This window comes from Pseudomonas oryzihabitans (assembly GCF_024652905.1).
Classification (GTDB): domain Bacteria; phylum Pseudomonadota; class Gammaproteobacteria; order Pseudomonadales; family Pseudomonadaceae; genus Chryseomonas; species Chryseomonas benzopyrenica.
This window is the reverse complement of sequence record NZ_CP102428.1, coordinates 3,192,290-3,209,729: the sequence shown is the minus strand read 5'-3', so window position 1 is coordinate 3,209,729 and position 17,440 is coordinate 3,192,290. Positions and strand designations below refer to the sequence as shown.

Here is a 17,440-nt window from a genome sequence, read left to right as displayed (position 1 = left end):
GAAATCCTGGGTTCAGGCAGCGGTCAGCAGACCCTGCTTCTCGATGAAGGCGATGATCTCTTCCAGGCCCAGACCGGTCTTCTGGTTGCTGAAGACGAAGGGCTTGTCGCCACGCATCTTGCGGGTGTCGCGGTCCATCACCTCCAGGGAGGCGCCGACCTGCTCGGCCAGATCGATCTTGTTGATCACCAGCAGATCCGACTTGCAGATGCCAGGGCCGCCCTTGCGCGGCAGCTTGTCGCCGGCCGAGACGTCGATGACGTAGAGGGTCAGGTCGGACAGCTCGGGGCTGAAGGTGGCAGAGAGGTTGTCGCCCCCAGATTCCACCAGGATCAGGTCCAGACCGGGGAAGCGGCGATTGAGCTGGTCAACTGCCTCCAGATTGATGGAGGCGTCTTCGCGGATGGCGGTGTGCGGACAGCCGCCGGTCTCCACGCCGAGGATGCGTTCGGGCGCCAGGGCTTCGTTGCGCACCAGGAAATCGGCGTCCTCGCGGGTGTAGATGTCGTTGGTCACCACCGCCAGGTTATAGCGCTCGCGCAGGGCGCGGCAGAGGGCCAGGGTGAGGGCGGTCTTGCCGGAGCCGACCGGACCGCCGATACCGACGCGCAGGGGTTGGGTAGTCATCAGGGGATCTCCTAGGAACGGAACAGGCGGCTGTACTGCCGCTCGTGGGCCATGCTGCTGAGGGCCAGGCCGAAGGGGGCGCCGCCCCAGGTCGCTTCGGGCAGCTCGGCGGCCTGCTCGGCCGTGGCGGCCAGGGTCGGCAGCAGAAGGGAGGTGAGGCGCTGGGCGGCTTGCTGGCCCAGCGGCAGGGTTTTCATCAGTACCGCCAGCTGATTCTCCAGCCAGGTCCACAGCCAGGCGTCCAGGGCGGCCCGGGGGGCGATCGCCCAGGCCCGGGCGGCCAGCGCCCAACCCAGGGCGAAGGTCGGGGTCAGCTCGGCGAGCAGGCGGCGGCTGGCGTCATCCAGCTCCGGCAGACCGAGCAGCAGCTGCGCCAGGGAATAGCCGGTCTGGCGACTTTCCAGCTGGAATTCCGCGGTCTCGCGACTGGCGCGGTGACGCTCGGCCAGTTCGCCCAGGTGCGTCCAGTCACTGGCCGCCGCAGCCTTGCAGTGGGCCAGCAGCAGCGGCGCCTCGAAGCGCGCCAGATTGAGTTCGAGATTGTCGCGCAGCCAGACCTCGGCCTCCGCCGCGCTGCGGATCAGGCCGCTGTCGATGGCCAGTTCCAGTCCCTGGGAATAGCTGTAGCCGCCAATGGGCAACTGGGGACTGGCCAGGCGCAGCAGCGCGAACGGCGCATTCACGTGCGCACGCCGAAGTGGTGCAGCTTGGGCGCGTAGTTGAAGCCTTCCTCGCCATGGTGCGAGTGGTGGTGACCGCCGCCGTAGGCGCCGTGCTCGGGCTGGAAGCCGGCTTCGATCTCGCTGACCTGGGCGCCGAGCTGCTCCAGCATGGCCTTGAGCACATAGTCGTCCAGCAGCCGCAGCCAGCCATCACCGATCTGCAGGGCGACGTGGCGATTGCCCAGGTGGTAGGCGGCGCGGGTCAGCTCGAAGGCACTGGCGCAGGTCACGTGTAGCAGTTTTTCCGGCCGGGCTACGACCCGCACGATGCGGCCGTCGCGGGCTTCGAGGCAGTCGCCATCGGCCAGCGGCGGTTGCCCGCGTTCGAGAAACAGGCCGACGTCTTCGCCAGCGCTGGTGGTGGCTCTCAGGCGACTCTTGCTGCGGGCGTCGTAGGTGAGGTGGAGTTCGGCGTCCCAGGTATCCCGGGGTGCGCAGCGGCTTTGGACGACCAGCATGGCAGGACTCTTGGCAGTTTTGCCCAGCTCTACAGCAAGGGGCCTGCCAAGGTGTGCAAGTCGCCTGGTTCTGGGGCGCCGGAAGTTGGCCTGGCGTTCAGGTTGCTCTTATTTGGTGCGCCATTGCATCGGCTAGTAGGGCGACGCCCTCCTTTGGGGCATTGGTGCGCTCGCCGCGCCGCCAGTGCTTGCTACCGATCAGGATCAGCTTGAGTTGCTGCACCATCTTTGCCGCCGGCCACAGCGGCGGCGGTGTGGTCAGCGGCGGCGGATCGATCAGCTCCGGCAGGGTGGCGAACACCGTCTTCACCACCAGGTCGGCCAGGACATCGATCTGCGACGGACTCAGATGGGGCAGCCGACCCAGAGCGAGCAGGTCCCGGGCCAGGTCCTGGGTGATGCGCTGGCGCAACTCGGCGATGGCCTGGCGCACGGCCTGGGAGCCGCCGTATTGCTCACGGGCGAGAAAGAGGAACTGATCGCGGTTGTCGCTCACGGCGCCGAGAAAGATCTCCACCGAAGCCTCGATCATGCCGCGCTGCTGCAATTCGTGATGACGCACCTGGCGCAGGGCGTCGCGAAAGGTGTCGCCCACCTCGGCCACCAGGGCCAGGCCGAAGGTTTCCATGTCGCTGAAGTGGCGATAGAAGCCCGCCGGGACGATGCCGGCCTGGCGACTCACCTCGCGCAGGCTGAGACTGCCGAAGCCGCGGCCGCTGTTCATCAGCAGGCGCGCCGATTCCAGCAGCGCCTGGCGCGTTTGCAGCTTCTGCTGGGCACGGATCGACATGGAGAGATTCCGGAAGAGAAGGCGGCACTGTAGCAAAGGATGCCCCTGCTGACTCCAAGGGTTTTCCACGACCGCCGGGTGGTAGTCTCTGGCGCGAGCCTTGCCTTGAGAGCGTCATGAATCTCGACAACCGTATCAAGTTTCGCCACTTGCTGTGCTTTCTGGAGATCGCCCAGCAGCGCAGCTTCGCCAAGGCCGCCGATGCCATCGCCGTGTCCCAGCCGGCCATCTCCAAGACCATCCGCGAACTCGAGGAGATCCTCGAGGTGCGCCTGTTCGAGCGTGGCAAGGGCGAGGTGACCCTGACCGAGGCGGGCCTGCTGTTCCTGCGCCACGCCGGTCCCTGCGTCCAGGCCCTGCGCGAGGGCATGCAACTGGTGCGCGGTGGCGAGGCCGGCGGCCTGGTGCGGGTCGGGGTGCTGTCGACGGTGGAAAGCCAGGTGCTGCCCGAGGTACTGGCGCGCCTGCATGAGCGTCATCGCCAACTGATCGTCAACGTCGCTACCGGTCCCAGCGCCTACCTGCTCGGGCAATTGCGCGTCGGCGACCTGGATCTGGTGGTCGGCCGCATGACCGACAGCCCGGACATCCATGGCCTCGACTTCGAACACCTCTATACCGAGGCCCTGACCCTGGTGGTGCGCCCGGGACATCCGCTGAGCCAGGCGCTGCCGGCGGACCTGGCGACCCTGGCGCGCTATCCCCTGGTGCTGCCCTTGCCCGGTACCACCATCCGCCGCCACGCCGAGAGTCTCTTCGTTCAGTGTGGCATTCCCCTCAGTCCCCAGCGGCTGGAAACCCTGTCGCCGACCCTCAGCCGCCAGTATGTCCGTCAGAGCGAAGCCCTGTGGATCGCTCCGCTGGATGCGGTACGCCGCGACCTGGCCAGCGGCGAGCTGATCGAGGTGGAGCTTGGCGTCCGCGAAGCCGGCGGCTCGGTCGGCATCTGCCGCAATGGCAGCGTGGCCCTGTCGCTGGCCACCCAGAGGTTCTGTGACGTCTTGCGCGAGGTAGCCAGCGAGCTGACACTTAACCATTAGGTTATGGGTCAGGGCGCACCTTTCAATTCAGCCAGGCTGCGTCCTGGGCCACACTGGGATCGGCCAGCCCTTGGCCCCGATCCTTCCGTGGAGCATTCCAATGCATAACAAGCCCCACGACGTTCGCTACGTCGCCCGTGATCGCACCTGGCATCCCCAGGCCTATACGCCAGCCTACAAATCCTCGATTCCCCGCTCGCCGCGCCAGGCGCTGGTTAGCCTGCAGCACCAGACTGTGTCCGAGCGCAGCGGCCCGGACTTCTCGCGGCTGCCCCTGGGGCCCCACGACAACGACCTGCTGCTCAACTTCGGCACCGGCCAGTTGCCTCAGGGTGAACGCATCATCCTGTTCGGCACCCTGCGTGACCAGTTCGGCAAGCCGGTGCCCAATTCCCTGGTGGAGATCTGGCAGGCCAATGCCGGTGGTCGCTACCGGCACAAGAACGATGTCTACCTGGCGCCGCTCGACCCCAACTTCGGTGGCGTCGGCCGCACCCGTACCGACAGCCAGGGCAACTATGTCTTCCGCACCGTCCGCCCGGGTCCCTATCCCTGGCGCAACGGCAGCAACGACTGGCGCCCGGCGCACATCCACGTCTCGGTCATGGGCCCGGCCATCGCCACCCGGCTGATCACCCAGCTCTATTTCGAGGGCGATCCGCTGATCCCGCTGTGCCCCATCGTCAAGTCCATTGCCGATCCCGCCGCGGTGCAGACCCTCATCGCCCGCCTGGACATGAGCATGGCCAATCCCATGGACTGCCTGGCCTATCGCTTCGACATCGTCACCCGCGGCGCGCGGCAGACGTTCTTCGAACATCATTGAGGACGCCGACATGACCCCCAACCGCCACGACCTGCTACCGGAAACCCCCTCCCAGACCGCCGGCCCCTATGTGCACATCGGCCTGGCCCTGGCCGCCGCCGGCAATCCCACCCGGGCGGTCGAGATCTGGAACGAGCTGGCCAGGCCCGATGCTCCCGGTGAGCACATCCTGCTCACCGGCCAGGTGTTCGACGGCAACGGCAACCTGGTGCGCGATTCCTTCCTGGAGTTCTGGCAGGCCGACCATGAGGGTCAGTACGACCCGGTCTACGACGTGGAAAAGGCCTTCAACGGCTTCGGTCGCACCGCCACCACCTTCGACGCCGGTGACTGGACGCTGCACACCATCAAGCCCGGCCAGGTCGCCGACCAGCGCGGCCAGCCCATGGCACCGCACATCAACGTCACCCTGTTCGCCCGCGGCATCAACATCCACCTGCAGACACGCCTCTACTTCGACGATGAAGCCGAGGCCAATGCCCGCTGCCCGGTCTACAACCTGCCGGAGCCGGAGCGCCGGGCTACCCTGCTGGCGCGCCGTTGCGAGATCGATGGCCGCTTGGCCTATCGCTTCGACATCCACCTGCAGGGTCCGCAGGAAACCGTCTTCTTCGATATCTAGCGTGCAGACAGCAAAAAGCCCTGCCAAGGCAGGGCTTTTTCATGGGCGCGATCCGCAGGTCAGATGCGGTAGGTGGTCTTGGTCATGACCTTGGACACCAGACTCATGCCGTATTTGACCGGCGTTGGAAAGCGCCAGCCACCAGCCGCCAGGGCGTGCTCGGCATGCTGTTCCTCGTCGATGCGCATCTGCTCAAGCACCGCCCGCGACTTGGCGTCGGCTGCCGGCAGCTTTTCCAGGTGCTCATCCAGATGGCGGCAGACCTGATCCTCGGTGGCGGCGACGAAGCCCAGGCTCAGGCGATCGCTGATCAATCCGGCACCTGCGCCGATCCCGAAGGACAGACCATAGAACAGCGGATTGAGCAGACTAGGGCGCTCACCCAGGGCGCGGATGCGCTGCTCGCACCAGGCCAGGTGGTCGATCTCTTCGTCCGCCGAACGCTCCATTTCCTCCCGGACTTCCGGCAACTTGGCGGTCAGCGCCTGGCCCTGGTACAGCGCCTGGGCGCAGACCTCGCCGGTGTGGTTGATGCGCATGAGACCGGCCGCATGACGGCGTTCCTCGTCGCTGAGCTCGGCATCCTTGAGCGGAATGGCCGGCGAGCTGCGCGTGGGAGCGCCGCTGAAGGGCGTCAGGGTACGCAGGGCGGTATCGGCCTGGATCAGCAGCCGATCGAGCGGGGAGTAGAGGCGCTTGGAGCGCATGGTGATCTCCTTGGCGGGCGAGGGAAGGGCAGGGCGATACTCAGCCCGGCGGCCAGGTCATCTGCCGCTTGCCCAGCACATGCATATGGATGTGATAGACCGTCTGGCCACCCAGGGCGTTGCAATTCATCGCCACGCGGAAGCCTTCCTCGCAGCCCTGCTCCTGCGCCAGGCGCTGGGCGGTGAAGAGGATATGGCCGGCGAGCTGCTTGTCGTCGGCCTCGCTGAGGTCGTGCAGGGTCGCGATGTGCTTCTTGGGGATGACCAGAAAGTGCACGGGCGCTTGCGGAGCGATGTCATGGAAGGCCATGACCTGATCGTCCTCGTAGAGCACCTTGGCCGGAATGTCTCCGGCGACGATCTTGCAGAACAGACAATCCACGTCGATCTCCTGCTGGCTGAATAGCGTCCAAGTGTACCAGCGGCTGTGCCCTGGGGTCAGGTGCCGCCGGCGGGATCACCCTTACGCGGGTTGAAAGAGTTTGCCGATCCGCACCGCGGCCGCACGCACCAGGGCGCGGGGCAAGAGGCGCGGCAACAGGCTGCCCAGGCGATTGCGCCAGCCCGGCACAATCACCGCCTGGCGCCGCTCCAGTCCACGCACCGCGGCCAGGGCCACCTCCTCGGCGGACATCAGCAGCTTGCCCTGCTCCATGCGCCCGGTGTGCAGCCCGGCATTCTTGAAGAAGGCGGTACGGGTCGGCCCGGGGCAGAGCACCGACACCGACACCCCGCGCTTCTTGAGCTCTTCGCGCAGGCCCTCGGAGAAATGCAGGACATAGGCCTTGGTCGCCGCATAGCTGCTCATGTAGGGAATCGGCTGGAAAGCCGCGGTCGAGGCGACGTTGAGGATCTGGCCGCCGCCCTGGATCGCCATGTGCTGGCCCAGGGCATGGCACAGCCGGGTGAGCGCCAGGATGTTCAGCTCCAGCTGCTCCTGCACCCGCGGCCAGTCGGCGGCGAGAAAGTCACCGCCGCTGCCGATCCCGGCGCAGTTGACCAGCAGGCCGATGGCTCTCTCGCTCTGCTCCAGTTCGTGCAGCAGACCGGTCAGGTGCAGCGGCTCCGCCAGGTCGCAGACCCGGTACAGCACTTCCACGTCGAAGCGCTGGGCCAGTTCGGCGGCGATGCTCTCCAGCTTGTCCTTGCGCCGCGCCAGCAGGATCAGCGGCTGGCCCCGCCGCGCCAGGGCCTCGGCCAGGGCCAGACCGATCCCGCACGAGGCACCGGTTACCAGGGCATAACGCTGCATACTGCTTTCTCCAGGAAACGCCGGTCGCCGGCGGATCTGCCGTGGACCTAGTAGGGTTTGACCACCACCAGGATGACGATGGCGATGAGCACCAGTACCGGCACCTCGTTGAACCAGCGATAGAACACATGGCTGCGCTTGTTCTCGCCGCGCTCGAAACGCTTGCGCATGGCGCCGCAGACATGGTGATAGCCGATCAGCACCACCACCAACGCCAGCTTGGTGTGCATCCAGCCCTGTGTCATCCAGCTCGGATTGATCAGCAGCAGGCCGATGCCGAACACCAGCGTGAGGATCATCGCCGGCAGCATGATGCCGCGGTACAGCTTGCGCTCCATCAGGCAGAAGCGCTCGTGGCTCACGGCGTCGCTGCTCTGGGCGTGATAGACGAACAGGCGCGGTAGATAGAACAGGCCGGCGAACCAGCAGACCAGGGCAATCAGGTGGAAGGCTTTCAACCAAAGATAGAGCATCGGGGCGTTCTCCTTATCAGGCGGCGCGATATTAGAGTGGCGCCGACGGCAAGTCATTCACTCCAGTCATCTCGGCCAGCCTCCCGTGGTCGCCCAATAGTTGACCCTTTTGCTCGGGCAAGCGGATAATTTCCTGACTGAATTGTGTTCGGCGCAAGCCGGGAGACTACGGCAATGACCATTGAAACCTTCACCCCGACCCCCCTGCAGTTCACCCTGGGCGCGGCCAGCAAGGTGAAGAACCTGATCGAGGAAGAGGGCAATCCCCGCCTGAAGCTGCGCGTCTTCGTCACGGGTGGCGGCTGCTCGGGCTTCCAGTACGGCTTCACCTTCGATGAAGATTCCGCCGACGACGACACCGTCATCGAGCGCGATGGCGTGCACCTGGTGGTGGATCCCATGAGCTTCCAGTACCTGGCCGGTGCCGAGGTGGACTACCAGGAAGGCCTGGAAGGCTCGCGCTTCGTCATCAAGAACCCCAACGCCGCCACCACCTGTGGCTGCGGTCAGTCCTTCTCCATCTGACCTGAACCGCGCCCGGCCTAGTGTGGGTAGAGTGCACCCAGGACCCGGAGCCCGCTGGCTCCGGTGACCGCGGGGCAATTGCCGGGTAGCCGTTCGCAGAAACGCTGGGCCAGCCAGGCGAAAGCCATGGCTTCCATCCAGTCCGGCGAGACGTCATAGGCCGCAGTGCTCTGCACCCTGGCTGGCGCCAGTTGCCGCGCCAGACGCGCCATCAGATCCTGATTGTGCGCCCCGCCGCCACAGACCAGCACCTCGTCCACCGCCTGGGCGGCCAGGATGCTCTCGGCGATGCTGCGAGCGCTCAGCTCGGCCAAGGTGGCCTGGACATCCGCCGGATCCAGCGCCTCATGCTCGGCGAGCTGTCCCTGTAGCCAGGGCAGATTGAAGTGCTCGCGTCCGGTGCTCTTCGGTCCGCTCTTCATGAAGAAGGGATCGCTCAGCAGCCGTTGCAGCAGCGCCGGCACGACCTTTCCCTGCGCCGCCCAGGTGCCATCAGCATCGAAGAGCTGCCCCTGGCTATGGTGGATCCAGGCATCCAGCAGCACGTTGCCCGGTCCGCAATCGAAGCCCCGTACCGGCAGCCCCGGCGCCAACAGGGTCACGTTGCTGAAGCCACCGATGTTGAGCACCGCGCGTGGGCGATCCAGGCCGAAGAGGTCGGCATGAAAGGCCGGGACCAGCGGCGCGCCCTGACCACCGGCGGCCAGGTCGCGGCGGCGGAAGTCGGCGACCACATCGATACCGCTCAACTCGGCCAGCAGGGCGGCATCGCCGATCTGCAGGGTGTAGCCCTGGGCCGGCAGATGGCGGATGGTCTGGCCGTGGCTGCCCACGGCGCGGATATCCGCGGAGGTCAGTCCCTGCTGGGCCAGCAGCTCGGCGATACCCTGGGCGGCCAGCCTGACCCAGGCCTGTTCGGCCCGGGCGATGCGCTCGATCTCGTTGTCGCCGGGCGCGCACAGCGCCAGCAGCTCGCGGCGTAGCGCGTCCGGCATGGGCACGCCCAGGGCGGCGACGAAACGGGTCCGCTCGTCTTGTTCAATCAGGGCAATATCCAGTCCATCCAGACTGGTGCCGGACATCACCCCCAGGTAGCGCTCCATCTCAGCGCTTGTTCATCGCGAGCAGAGAGGCACGTTCCTGGTCCATGCGGGCCATGAGCGGCTGGCTCTGCGCCAGGAAGCGCGAGATCTCGTTCTTGGCGATGGGATCGGCCATGGGCAGCTTCACCCCGAGCGGATCGACGTGGTTGCCGTTGATGCGGAATTCATAGTGCAGGTGCGGACCGGTCGCCAGCCCCGTCATTCCCACGTAGCCGATCACCTGGCCCTGCTTGACCGAGGCACCGGCCTGCATGCCCTTGGCGATCCGGCTCATGTGCCCATAGACGGTGGTGTAGGTCTTGCCGTGCTGGATCATCACCACGTTGCCGTAGCCGTTCTCGCGACCGGCCTTGGCGATCTTGCCATCGCCGGTGGCATGGATCGGCGTGCCCGTGGGCGCGGCATAGTCGACGCCCTTGTGCGCGCGCATCTTGTTCAGCACCGGGTGGAAGCGGCCCATAGTGAAGCGCGAGCTGATCCGCGAGAACTCCACCGGGGTACGGATGAAGGCCTTGCGCATGCTGCCGCCTTCCGCCGTGTAGTAATTGGTGGTGCCGTTCTTGGCGGTGTAGCGCACAGCCGTAAAGGCCTTGCCCTTGTTGACGAAGCGCGCGGCCAGGATGTTGCCGTAGCCGACGTGCTTGCCGTTGACCACCTTGTCCTCGTACACCACCTCGAATTCGTCGCCTTCCTGGATGTCCAGCGCGAAGTCGATGTCGTAGCCGAAGATGGTCGCCAGCGCCATGGTCATGTCGTGGGACAGCCCGGCCTTCTGCGCCGAAGCGAACAGCGAGCTGCTGATCCGGCCCTGGGCATAGGCCCGGCGGATGTCCGGGGTGACGGTCTTGTGCTCGACCTCGTAGCCCTGGTCGGACTTGACCAGCGACAGGGTCTGCAGCGCGGTGAGCTTGGTGCGTACCGCCAGCAGTTCGCCGGCGTGATCACGCTGGAATTCGATCTTCTGACCCACCCGCAGGCGGGTCAGCTTCTTGGCTTCCTTGCTGCTGGCCAGTACCTCGTGCACCACGGCGGCAGCCAGGCCGGCCCGCTCGAACAGCGTCGAAAGGGTATCGCCCTTGCGTACGGTTTCGGTCTTCCACTGCGGCTCGACGCTTTCGGTGGCGGCGACCTCTTCTTCTTCGGCAGGGGCTTCCTCGGCGGTCTGCGCCTCCGCCTGATCCGCAGAGACCTGGGCGAAGGGGGAGGTGGTCTGGGTGTCCGCGACCTGAGTATCTGCGAGCACTTGCTCCTTCAGGTCATCCTGACCCTGCACGACGCGCTGGGCGTCCTGTTCAACATCCAAGCTGATGGAAGTACGTTTCGCCTCGACCTGCTGAGAGGGAAACACGAGCAAGGCCAGACTCAAGAGCGCGGCCACCCCGCTGGCGGCCACGAGGTGGCTTTTGGGGTAGAACGGGCTTTTGGTAATTGGCTTCGTCATTTAGCTAAAGTGATGATCTGACGTTAAAAGAAGTGAATAACTGCCTAAAATATAATCAAAAGCTGGCTGTCACAACCCTTTGGGGTGGTCGATCCGACGTGTTGGCTGGCGGCTGCTAGGGGCATCTTGATAAGGTTCACGCTTTCGAAATTCAGAGGCGAAGCCCCCATGAAAACGGTCCAGGAGCAGCTGGCGGTCATCAAGCGTGGAGCAGATGAGCTGCTCGTCGAGTCAGAGCTTGTAACAAAACTGGAGCGCGGCACCCCGCTGCGCATCAAGGCAGGCTTCGATCCGACCGCTCCGGATCTGCACCTTGGCCACACCGTGCTGATCAACAAGCTGCGCCAGTTTCAGGAGTTGGGCCATCAGGTCATCTTCCTGATCGGTGACTTCACCGGCATGATCGGCGATCCCAGTGGCAAGAGCGCCACCCGCCCGCCGCTGACCCGTGAACAGGTGCTGGAGAATGCCGAGACCTACAAGGCCCAGGTATTCAAGATCCTCGACCCGGCTCGTACCGAAGTGGCCTTCAACGCCACCTGGATGGATCAGCTGTCGCCGGCCGACTTCATTCGCCTCTCTTCCCAGTACACCGTGGCGCGCATGCTCGAGCGCGACGACTTCAGCAAGCGTTACGCCGGCAATCAGCCCATCGCCATCCACGAGTTCCTCTATCCCCTGGTCCAAGGCTATGACTCCGTCGCCCTGCGCGCCGATGTCGAACTGGGCGGTACCGACCAGAAGTTCAACCTGCTCATGGGGCGCGAACTGCAGCGCGCCTACGGCCAGGAAGCCCAGTGCATCCTGACCATGCCGCTGCTCGAAGGCCTGGATGGCGTCAAGAAGATGTCCAAGTCCCTGGGCAACTATGTAGGTATCCAGGAAGCGCCGGGGGTCATGTACAACAAGCTGGTGTCCATTCCCGACACCCTCATGTGGCGCTACTTCGAACTGCTCAGCTTCCGCAGCCTGGAGGAAATCGCCCAGTTCTGCAGCGATGTGGAGCAGGGCGCCAATCCCCGCGACATCAAGATCAAGCTGGCCGAAGAGATCGTGGCCCGCTTCCATGGGGAAGAAGCCGCCCAGACGGCCCATCGCTCCGCAGGTAACCGCATGAAGGATGGCGAGCTGCCGGAAGACCTGCCGGACGTCGAGCTGGAAACCGATGCCGCCTTGCCAGTCGCGGCCGTCCTCAACAAGGCCGGGCTGGTGAAGAACGCAGCGGCTGCCCGCGACCTGCTGGCCGCAGGTAGCGTCAAGGTGGATGGCGAGGTGGTCGATCGCGGCTTCCTGTTCGAAATTGGCCGTACCTATATATGTCAGGCCGGCAAGAAGGCTTTTGCCCGCATCAGCGTCCGTCAGCAATAAAATTGAAATAACCTGTTGACGCCCTCCAGAAGTCCCCTATAATGCGCCCCACTTCCGGCGCAGACGCTGAAGCGGCTTGAAAATCAAGCACTTAAGTCTGAGCCGGGCGAGGGGTCCACGGATTCTTCGCTGTTTGGTCTTCACCTCCGGGTGATGACGAAATGAAGCGGAGGGGGTTGACAGCGTCTTGGGATGCTGTAGAATTCGCCTCCCGCTGCCGAGATTGGTTAGACCGGTCAGGCAAGCGCAAGTGGTTGAGTTGAAACGAAAAAGTTCAAATCAACGCTTGACAGGATGTGAGGCTAGCGTAGAATGCGCGCCTCGGTTAGCGACACGGTCGCAACCAGCTGCTCTTTAACAAGTTGAATCAAGCAATTCGTGTGGGTGCTTGTGAGATAAGTCTGATGTCGCAAGATTATCAGCAACACAAGTAACTCGTGAATTCATGAGTTTTTTGCGATTGCTGAGCCAAGTTTAGGGTTTTCTCAAAACCCGATCAGTCTACTTAACTGAAGAGTTTGATCATGGCTCAGATTGAACGCTGGCGGCAGGCCTAACACATGCAAGTCGAGCGGATGAGAGGAGCTTGCTCCTCAATTCAGCGGCGGACGGGTGAGTAATGCCTAGGAATCTGCCTAGTAGTGGGGGACAACGTTTCGAAAGGAACGCTAATACCGCATACGTCCTACGGGAGAAAGTGGGGGATCTTAGGACCTCACGCTATTAGATGAGCCTAGGTCGGATTAGCTAGTTGGTAGGGTAAAGGCCTACCAAGGCGACGATCCGTAACTGGTCTGAGAGGATGATCAGTCACACTGGAACTGAGACACGGTCCAGACTCCTACGGGAGGCAGCAGTGGGGAATATTGGACAATGGGCGAAAGCCTGATCCAGCCATGCCGCGTGTGTGAAGAAGGCCTTCGGGTCGTAAAGCACTTTAAGTTGGGAGGAAGGGCTTACAGCGAATACCTGTGAGTTTTGACGTTACCGACAGAATAAGCACCGGCTAACTTCGTGCCAGCAGCCGCGGTAATACGAAGGGTGCAAGCGTTAATCGGAATTACTGGGCGTAAAGCGCGCGTAGGTGGCTTGATAAGTTGGATGTGAAATCCCCGGGCTCAACCTGGGAACTGCATCCAAAACTGTCTGGCTAGAGTGCGGTAGAGGGTAGTGGAATTTCCAGTGTAGCGGTGAAATGCGTAGATATTGGAAGGAACACCAGTGGCGAAGGCGACTACCTGGACTGACACTGACACTGAGGTGCGAAAGCGTGGGGAGCAAACAGGATTAGATACCCTGGTAGTCCACGCCGTAAACGATGTCAACTAGCCGTTGGGATCCTTGAGATCTTAGTGGCGCAGCTAACGCATTAAGTTGACCGCCTGGGGAGTACGGCCGCAAGGTTAAAACTCAAATGAATTGACGGGGGCCCGCACAAGCGGTGGAGCATGTGGTTTAATTCGAAGCAACGCGAAGAACCTTACCTGGCCTTGACATGCTGAGAACTTTCCAGAGATGGATTGGTGCCTTCGGGAACTCAGACACAGGTGCTGCATGGCTGTCGTCAGCTCGTGTCGTGAGATGTTGGGTTAAGTCCCGTAACGAGCGCAACCCTTGTCCTTAGTTACCAGCACGTTATGGTGGGCACTCTAAGGAGACTGCCGGTGACAAACCGGAGGAAGGTGGGGATGACGTCAAGTCATCATGGCCCTTACGGCTAGGGCTACACACGTGCTACAATGGTCGGTACAAAGGGTTGCCAAGCCGCGAGGTGGAGCTAATCCCATAAAACCGATCGTAGTCCGGATCGCAGTCTGCAACTCGACTGCGTGAAGTCGGAATCGCTAGTAATCGTGAATCAGAACGTCACGGTGAATACGTTCCCGGGCCTTGTACACACCGCCCGTCACACCATGGGAGTGGGTTGCTCCAGAAGTAGCTAGTCTAACCTTCGGGAGGACGGTTACCACGGAGTGATTCATGACTGGGGTGAAGTCGTAACAAGGTAGCCGTAGGGGAACCTGCGGCTGGATCACCTCCTTAATCGAAGATGTCAGCTTGCTGGCAAGCACCCACACGAATTGCTTGATTCACTGATAGAAGAGCAATTGAGTTAGTTAGACTCAAGGTAAGACGATTGGGTCTGTAGCTCAGTTGGTTAGAGCGCACCCCTGATAAGGGTGAGGTCGGCAGTTCGAATCTGCCCAGACCCACCAATCGATGGGGCCATAGCTCAGCTGGGAGAGCGCCTGCCTTGCACGCAGGAGGTCAGGAGTTCGATCCTCCTTGGCTCCACCATCTCCACCTACCGCTAACGCGATTGCTTGAAAGCTCAGACATGAGCGTTTACTACCCTGCATAATGGGAAGTGAAACGTTGATGTCTGGTCTTTGATCAGAACTGTTCTTTAAAAAATTGGGAAAGTGATAGAAGTAGACTGCATTAACTGTTTTCACTGGCAGTTAGTGTCGTCAAGGTAAAATCTTGCGAACTCAAGCGCAAGTTTTCGGCGAAATGTCGTCTTCACTCATCTAGCGCCCTGCAGATCGGTAGCGTCCTTGGACGTCAGCGAGATTGCTTGGGGTTATATGGTCAAGTGAAGAAGCGCATACGGTGGATGCCTTGGCAGTCAGAGGCGATGAAAGACGTGATAGCCTGCGATAAGCTTCGGTGAGGTGGCAAATGACCTGTGACCCGGAGATCTCTGAATGGGGGAACCCACCTAGCATAAGCTAGGTATCTTAACCTGAATCCATAGGGTTAAGAGGCGAACCAGGGGAACTGAAACATCTAAGTACCCTGAGGAAAAGAAATCAACCGAGATTCCCTTAGTAGTGGCGAGCGAACGGGGACCAGCCCTTAAGTTGATTTGAGAGTAGCGGAACGCTCTGGAAAGTGCGGCCATAGTGGGTGATAGCCCTGTACGCGAAACGCTCTTATCAATGAAATCGAGTAGGACGGGGCACGAGAAACCCTGTCTGAATATGGGGGGACCATCCTCCAAGGCTAAATACTCCTGACTGACCGATAGTGAACCAGTACCGTGAGGGAAAGGCGAAAAGAACCCCGGAGAGGGGAGTGAAATAGAACCTGAAACCGTATGCGTACAAGCAGTGGGAGCCTACTTTGTTAGGTGACTGCGTACCTTTTGTATAATGGGTCAGCGACTTATTTTCAGTGGCGAGCTTAACCGAATAGGGGAGGCGTAGCGAAAGCGAGTCTTAATAGGGCGTTTAGTCGCTGGGAATAGACCCGAAACCGGGCGATCTATCCATGAGCAGGTTGAAGGTTAGGTAACACTGACTGGAGGACCGAACCCACTTCCGTTGAAAAGGCAGGGGATGACTTGTGGATCGGAGTGAAAGGCTAATCAAGCTCGGAGATAGCTGGTTCTCCTCGAAAGCTATTTAGGTAGCGCCTCATGTATCACTCTGGGGGGTAGAGCACTGTTTCGGCTAGGGGGTCATCCCGACTTACCAAACCGATGCAAACTCCGAATACCCAGAAGTGCCGAGCATGGGAGACACACGGCGGGTGCTAACGTCCGTCGTGAAAAGGGAAACAACCCAGACCGTCAGCTAAGGTCCCAAAGTCCTGGTTAAGTGGTAAACGATGTGGGAAGGCTTAGACAGCTAGGAGGTTGGCTTAGAAGCAGCCACCCTTTAAAGAAAGCGTAATAGCTCACTAGTCGAGTCGGCCTGCGCGGAAGATGTAACGGGGCTCAAACCAGGCACCGAAGCTACGGGTATCACCTTTGGTGATGCGGTAGAGGAGCGTTCTGTAAGCCTGTGAAGGTGAGTTGAGAAGCTTGCTGGAGGTATCAGAAGTGCGAATGCTGACATGAGTAACGACAATGCGAGTGAAAAACTTGCACGCCGAAAGACCAAGGGTTCCTGCGCAACGTTAATCGACGCAGGGTGAGTCGGTCCCTAAGGCGAGGCTGAAAGGCGTAGTCGATGGGAAACGGGTTAATATTCCCGTACTTCTAGTTACTGCGATGGGGGGACGGAGAAGGCTAGGCCAGCTTGGCGTTGGTTGTCCAAGTTTAAGGTGGTAGGCTGACTGTTTAGGTAAATCCGGACAGTTAAGGCCGAGAGCTGATGACGATCCTTCTTTTAGAAGGAGAAGTGGTTGATGCCATGCTTCCAGGAAAAGCCTCTAAGCTTCAGGTAACTAGGAACCGTACCCCAAACCGACACAGGTGGTCGGGTAGAGAATACCAAGGCGCTTGAGAGAACTCGGGTGAAGGAACTAGGCAAAATGGCACCGTAACTTCGGGAGAAGGTGCGCCGGTGAGGGTGAAGGGTTTACCCCGTAAGCTCATGCCGGTCGAAGATACCAGGCCGCTGCGACTGTTTATTAAAAACACAGCACTCTGCAAACACGAAAGTGGACGTATAGGGTGTGACGCCTGCCCGGTGCCGGAAGGTTAATTGATGGGGTTAGCGCAAGCGAAGCTCTTGATCGAAGCCCCGGTAAACGGCGGCCGTAACTATAACGGTCCTAAGGTAGCGAAATTCCTTGTCGGGTAAGTTCCGACCTGCACGAATGGCGTAACGATGGCGGCGCTGTCTCCACCCGAGACTCAGTGAAATTGAAATCGCTGTGAAGATGCAGTGTATCCGCGGCTAGACGGAAAGACCCCGTGAACCTTTACTGTAGCTTTGCACTGGACTTTGAGCTTGCTTGTGTAGGATAGGTGGGAGGCTTTGAAGCGTGGACGCCAGTCTGCGTGGAGCCATCCTTGAAATACCACCCTGGCAACCTTGAGGTTCTAACTCTGGTCCGTTATCCGGATCGAGGACAGTGTATGGTGGGCAGTTTGACTGGGGCGGTCTCCTCCTAAAGAGTAACGGAGGAGTACGAAGGTGCGCTCAGACCGGTCGGAAATCGGTCGTAGAGTATAAAGGCAAAAGCGCGCTTGACTGCGAGACAGACACGTCGAGCAGGTACGAAAGTAGGTCTTAGTGATCCGGTGGTTCTGTATGGAAGGGCCATCGCTCAACGGATAAAAGGTACTCCGGGGATAACAGGCTGATACCGCCCAAGAGTTCATATCGACGGCGGTGTTTGGCACCTCGATGTCGGCTCATCACATCCTGGGGCTGAAGCCGGTCCCAAGGGTATGGCTGTTCGCCATTTAAAGTGGTACGCGAGCTGGGTTTAGAACGTCGTGAGACAGTTCGGTCCCTATCTGCCGTGGACGTTTGAGATTTGAGAGGGGCTGCTCCTAGTACGAGAGGACCGGAGTGGACGAACCTCTGGTGTTCCGGTTGTCACGCCAGTGGCATTGCCGGGTAGCTATGTTCGGAAGAGATAACCGCTGAAAGCATCTAAGCGGGAAACTTGCCTCAAGATGAGATCTCACTGGAGCCTTGAGCTTCCTAAAGGGCCGTCGAAGACTACGACGTTGATAGGTCGGGTGTGTAAGCGCTGTGAGGCGTTGAGCTAACCGATACTAATTGCCCGTGAGGCTTGACCATATA

Annotated in this window: 15 protein-coding genes, 2 tRNA genes and 2 rRNA genes; 9 read left to right on the top strand and 10 right to left on the bottom strand. The window is 61.3% G+C overall.

Going from position 1 to position 17,440, the window contains the following annotated elements; translation table 11 throughout:
- Positions 1 to 12 precede the first annotated feature (12 nt).
- From ureG to NRG74_RS14840, 4 genes are all read right to left on the bottom strand, one after another.
- The gene (gene ureG, locus NRG74_RS14855; RefSeq protein ID WP_007162627.1) at positions 13 to 627 is read right to left on the bottom strand and encodes an urease accessory protein UreG; all 615 of its coding nucleotides are present in this window, start codon (positions 625 to 627) and stop codon (positions 13 to 15) included.
- Positions 628 to 638: 11 nt separating this feature from the next.
- Positions 639 to 1,310 carry an urease accessory protein UreF gene (locus NRG74_RS14850; RefSeq protein ID WP_160924612.1) on the bottom strand — a complete coding sequence of 224 codons (672 nt, stop codon included), beginning with the start codon at positions 1,308 to 1,310 and terminating at the stop codon, positions 639 to 641.
- Positions 1,307 to 1,807, bottom strand: a complete 501-nt coding sequence (gene ureE / locus NRG74_RS14845) for an urease accessory protein UreE (protein WP_257704673.1) — start codon at positions 1,805 to 1,807, stop codon at positions 1,307 to 1,309. Before ureE ends, NRG74_RS14850 begins: the two co-directional genes overlap by 4 nt.
- 97 nt (positions 1,808 to 1,904) lie before the next feature.
- Positions 1,905 to 2,597 carry a TetR family transcriptional regulator gene (locus tag NRG74_RS14840; protein WP_187980450.1) on the bottom strand — a complete coding sequence of 231 codons (693 nt, stop codon included), beginning with the start codon at positions 2,595 to 2,597 and terminating at the stop codon, positions 1,905 to 1,907.
- Positions 2,598 to 2,713: 116 nt separating this feature from the next.
- Here NRG74_RS14840 and pcaQ point away from each other — a divergent pair, with 116 nt between their 5' ends.
- From pcaQ to pcaG, 3 genes are all read left to right on the top strand, one after another.
- Positions 2,714 to 3,637, top strand: coding sequence for a pca operon transcription factor PcaQ (gene pcaQ / locus NRG74_RS14835; RefSeq protein WP_257704672.1), 924 nt, complete (start codon positions 2,714 to 2,716; stop codon positions 3,635 to 3,637).
- Positions 3,638 to 3,737: 100 nt separating this feature from the next.
- On the top strand, positions 3,738 to 4,463 hold the full coding sequence (pcaH, locus tag NRG74_RS14830; protein ID WP_257704671.1) for a protocatechuate 3,4-dioxygenase subunit beta: 726 nt from the start codon (positions 3,738 to 3,740) through the stop codon (positions 4,461 to 4,463).
- Between the two features lie 10 nt (positions 4,464 to 4,473).
- The gene (gene pcaG / locus NRG74_RS14825; protein WP_257704670.1) at positions 4,474 to 5,085 is read left to right on the top strand and encodes a protocatechuate 3,4-dioxygenase subunit alpha; all 612 of its coding nucleotides are present in this window, start codon (positions 4,474 to 4,476) and stop codon (positions 5,083 to 5,085) included.
- A gap of 59 nt (positions 5,086 to 5,144) precedes the next feature.
- Here pcaG and coq7 read toward each other — a convergent pair whose 3' ends face one another.
- The 4 genes from coq7 to hemJ all read right to left on the bottom strand — a co-directional run bounded on the left by coq7 (position 5,145) and on the right by hemJ (position 7,517).
- The gene (gene coq7 / locus NRG74_RS14820) at positions 5,145 to 5,792 is read right to left on the bottom strand and encodes a 2-polyprenyl-3-methyl-6-methoxy-1,4-benzoquinone monooxygenase (protein WP_257704669.1); all 648 of its coding nucleotides are present in this window, start codon (positions 5,790 to 5,792) and stop codon (positions 5,145 to 5,147) included.
- Positions 5,793 to 5,832: 40 nt separating this feature from the next.
- Positions 5,833 to 6,174 carry a histidine triad nucleotide-binding protein gene (locus NRG74_RS14815; protein ID WP_017642985.1) on the bottom strand — a complete coding sequence of 114 codons (342 nt, stop codon included), beginning with the start codon at positions 6,172 to 6,174 and terminating at the stop codon, positions 5,833 to 5,835.
- Between the two features lie 81 nt (positions 6,175 to 6,255).
- Positions 6,256 to 7,044: an SDR family NAD(P)-dependent oxidoreductase gene (locus NRG74_RS14810; protein WP_017642984.1), complete on the bottom strand. Its 789-nt coding sequence runs from the start codon at positions 7,042 to 7,044 to the stop codon at positions 6,256 to 6,258.
- A gap of 47 nt (positions 7,045 to 7,091) precedes the next feature.
- The gene (gene hemJ, locus NRG74_RS14805; RefSeq protein ID WP_017642983.1) at positions 7,092 to 7,517 is read right to left on the bottom strand and encodes a protoporphyrinogen oxidase HemJ; all 426 of its coding nucleotides are present in this window, start codon (positions 7,515 to 7,517) and stop codon (positions 7,092 to 7,094) included.
- Between the two features lie 174 nt (positions 7,518 to 7,691).
- Between hemJ and erpA the strand changes: the two genes are divergently transcribed.
- The gene (gene erpA, locus NRG74_RS14800) at positions 7,692 to 8,042 is read left to right on the top strand and encodes an iron-sulfur cluster insertion protein ErpA (RefSeq protein WP_007162616.1); all 351 of its coding nucleotides are present in this window, start codon (positions 7,692 to 7,694) and stop codon (positions 8,040 to 8,042) included.
- Positions 8,043 to 8,059: 17 nt separating this feature from the next.
- Here the strand turns inward: erpA and NRG74_RS14795 are convergent, their stop codons facing one another.
- Positions 8,060 to 9,145 (bottom strand): anhydro-N-acetylmuramic acid kinase, encoded by a 1,086-nt coding sequence (locus NRG74_RS14795; protein WP_257704668.1) that lies wholly within the window; start codon positions 9,143 to 9,145, stop codon positions 8,060 to 8,062.
- A gap of 1 nt (position 9,146) precedes the next feature.
- Positions 9,147 to 10,586 carry an OapA family protein gene (locus NRG74_RS14790; protein ID WP_367576067.1) on the bottom strand — a complete coding sequence of 480 codons (1,440 nt, stop codon included), beginning with the start codon at positions 10,584 to 10,586 and terminating at the stop codon, positions 9,147 to 9,149.
- 168 nt (positions 10,587 to 10,754) lie between these two features.
- Between NRG74_RS14790 and tyrS the strand changes: the two genes are divergently transcribed.
- The 5 genes from tyrS to NRG74_RS14760 all read left to right on the top strand — a co-directional run bounded on the left by tyrS (position 10,755) and on the right by NRG74_RS14760 (position 17,437).
- Positions 10,755 to 11,954 (top strand): tyrosine--tRNA ligase, encoded by a 1,200-nt coding sequence (gene tyrS, locus NRG74_RS14780; RefSeq protein WP_257704666.1) that lies wholly within the window; start codon positions 10,755 to 10,757, stop codon positions 11,952 to 11,954.
- 506 nt (positions 11,955 to 12,460) lie between these two features.
- Positions 12,461 to 13,997: ribosomal RNA gene (locus NRG74_RS14775) — 16S ribosomal RNA — on the top strand.
- 96 nt (positions 13,998 to 14,093) lie between these two features.
- A tRNA-Ile gene (locus NRG74_RS14770) sits at positions 14,094 to 14,170 on the top strand.
- A 6-nt stretch (positions 14,171 to 14,176) separates the two neighbouring features.
- Positions 14,177 to 14,252, top strand: a tRNA-Ala gene (locus tag NRG74_RS14765).
- A 292-nt stretch (positions 14,253 to 14,544) separates the two neighbouring features.
- A 23S ribosomal RNA gene (locus NRG74_RS14760) occupies positions 14,545 to 17,437 on the top strand.
- The 16S and 23S rRNA genes sit together here with 2 tRNA genes alongside, the layout of an rRNA operon.
- Positions 17,438 to 17,440 lie beyond the last annotated feature (3 nt).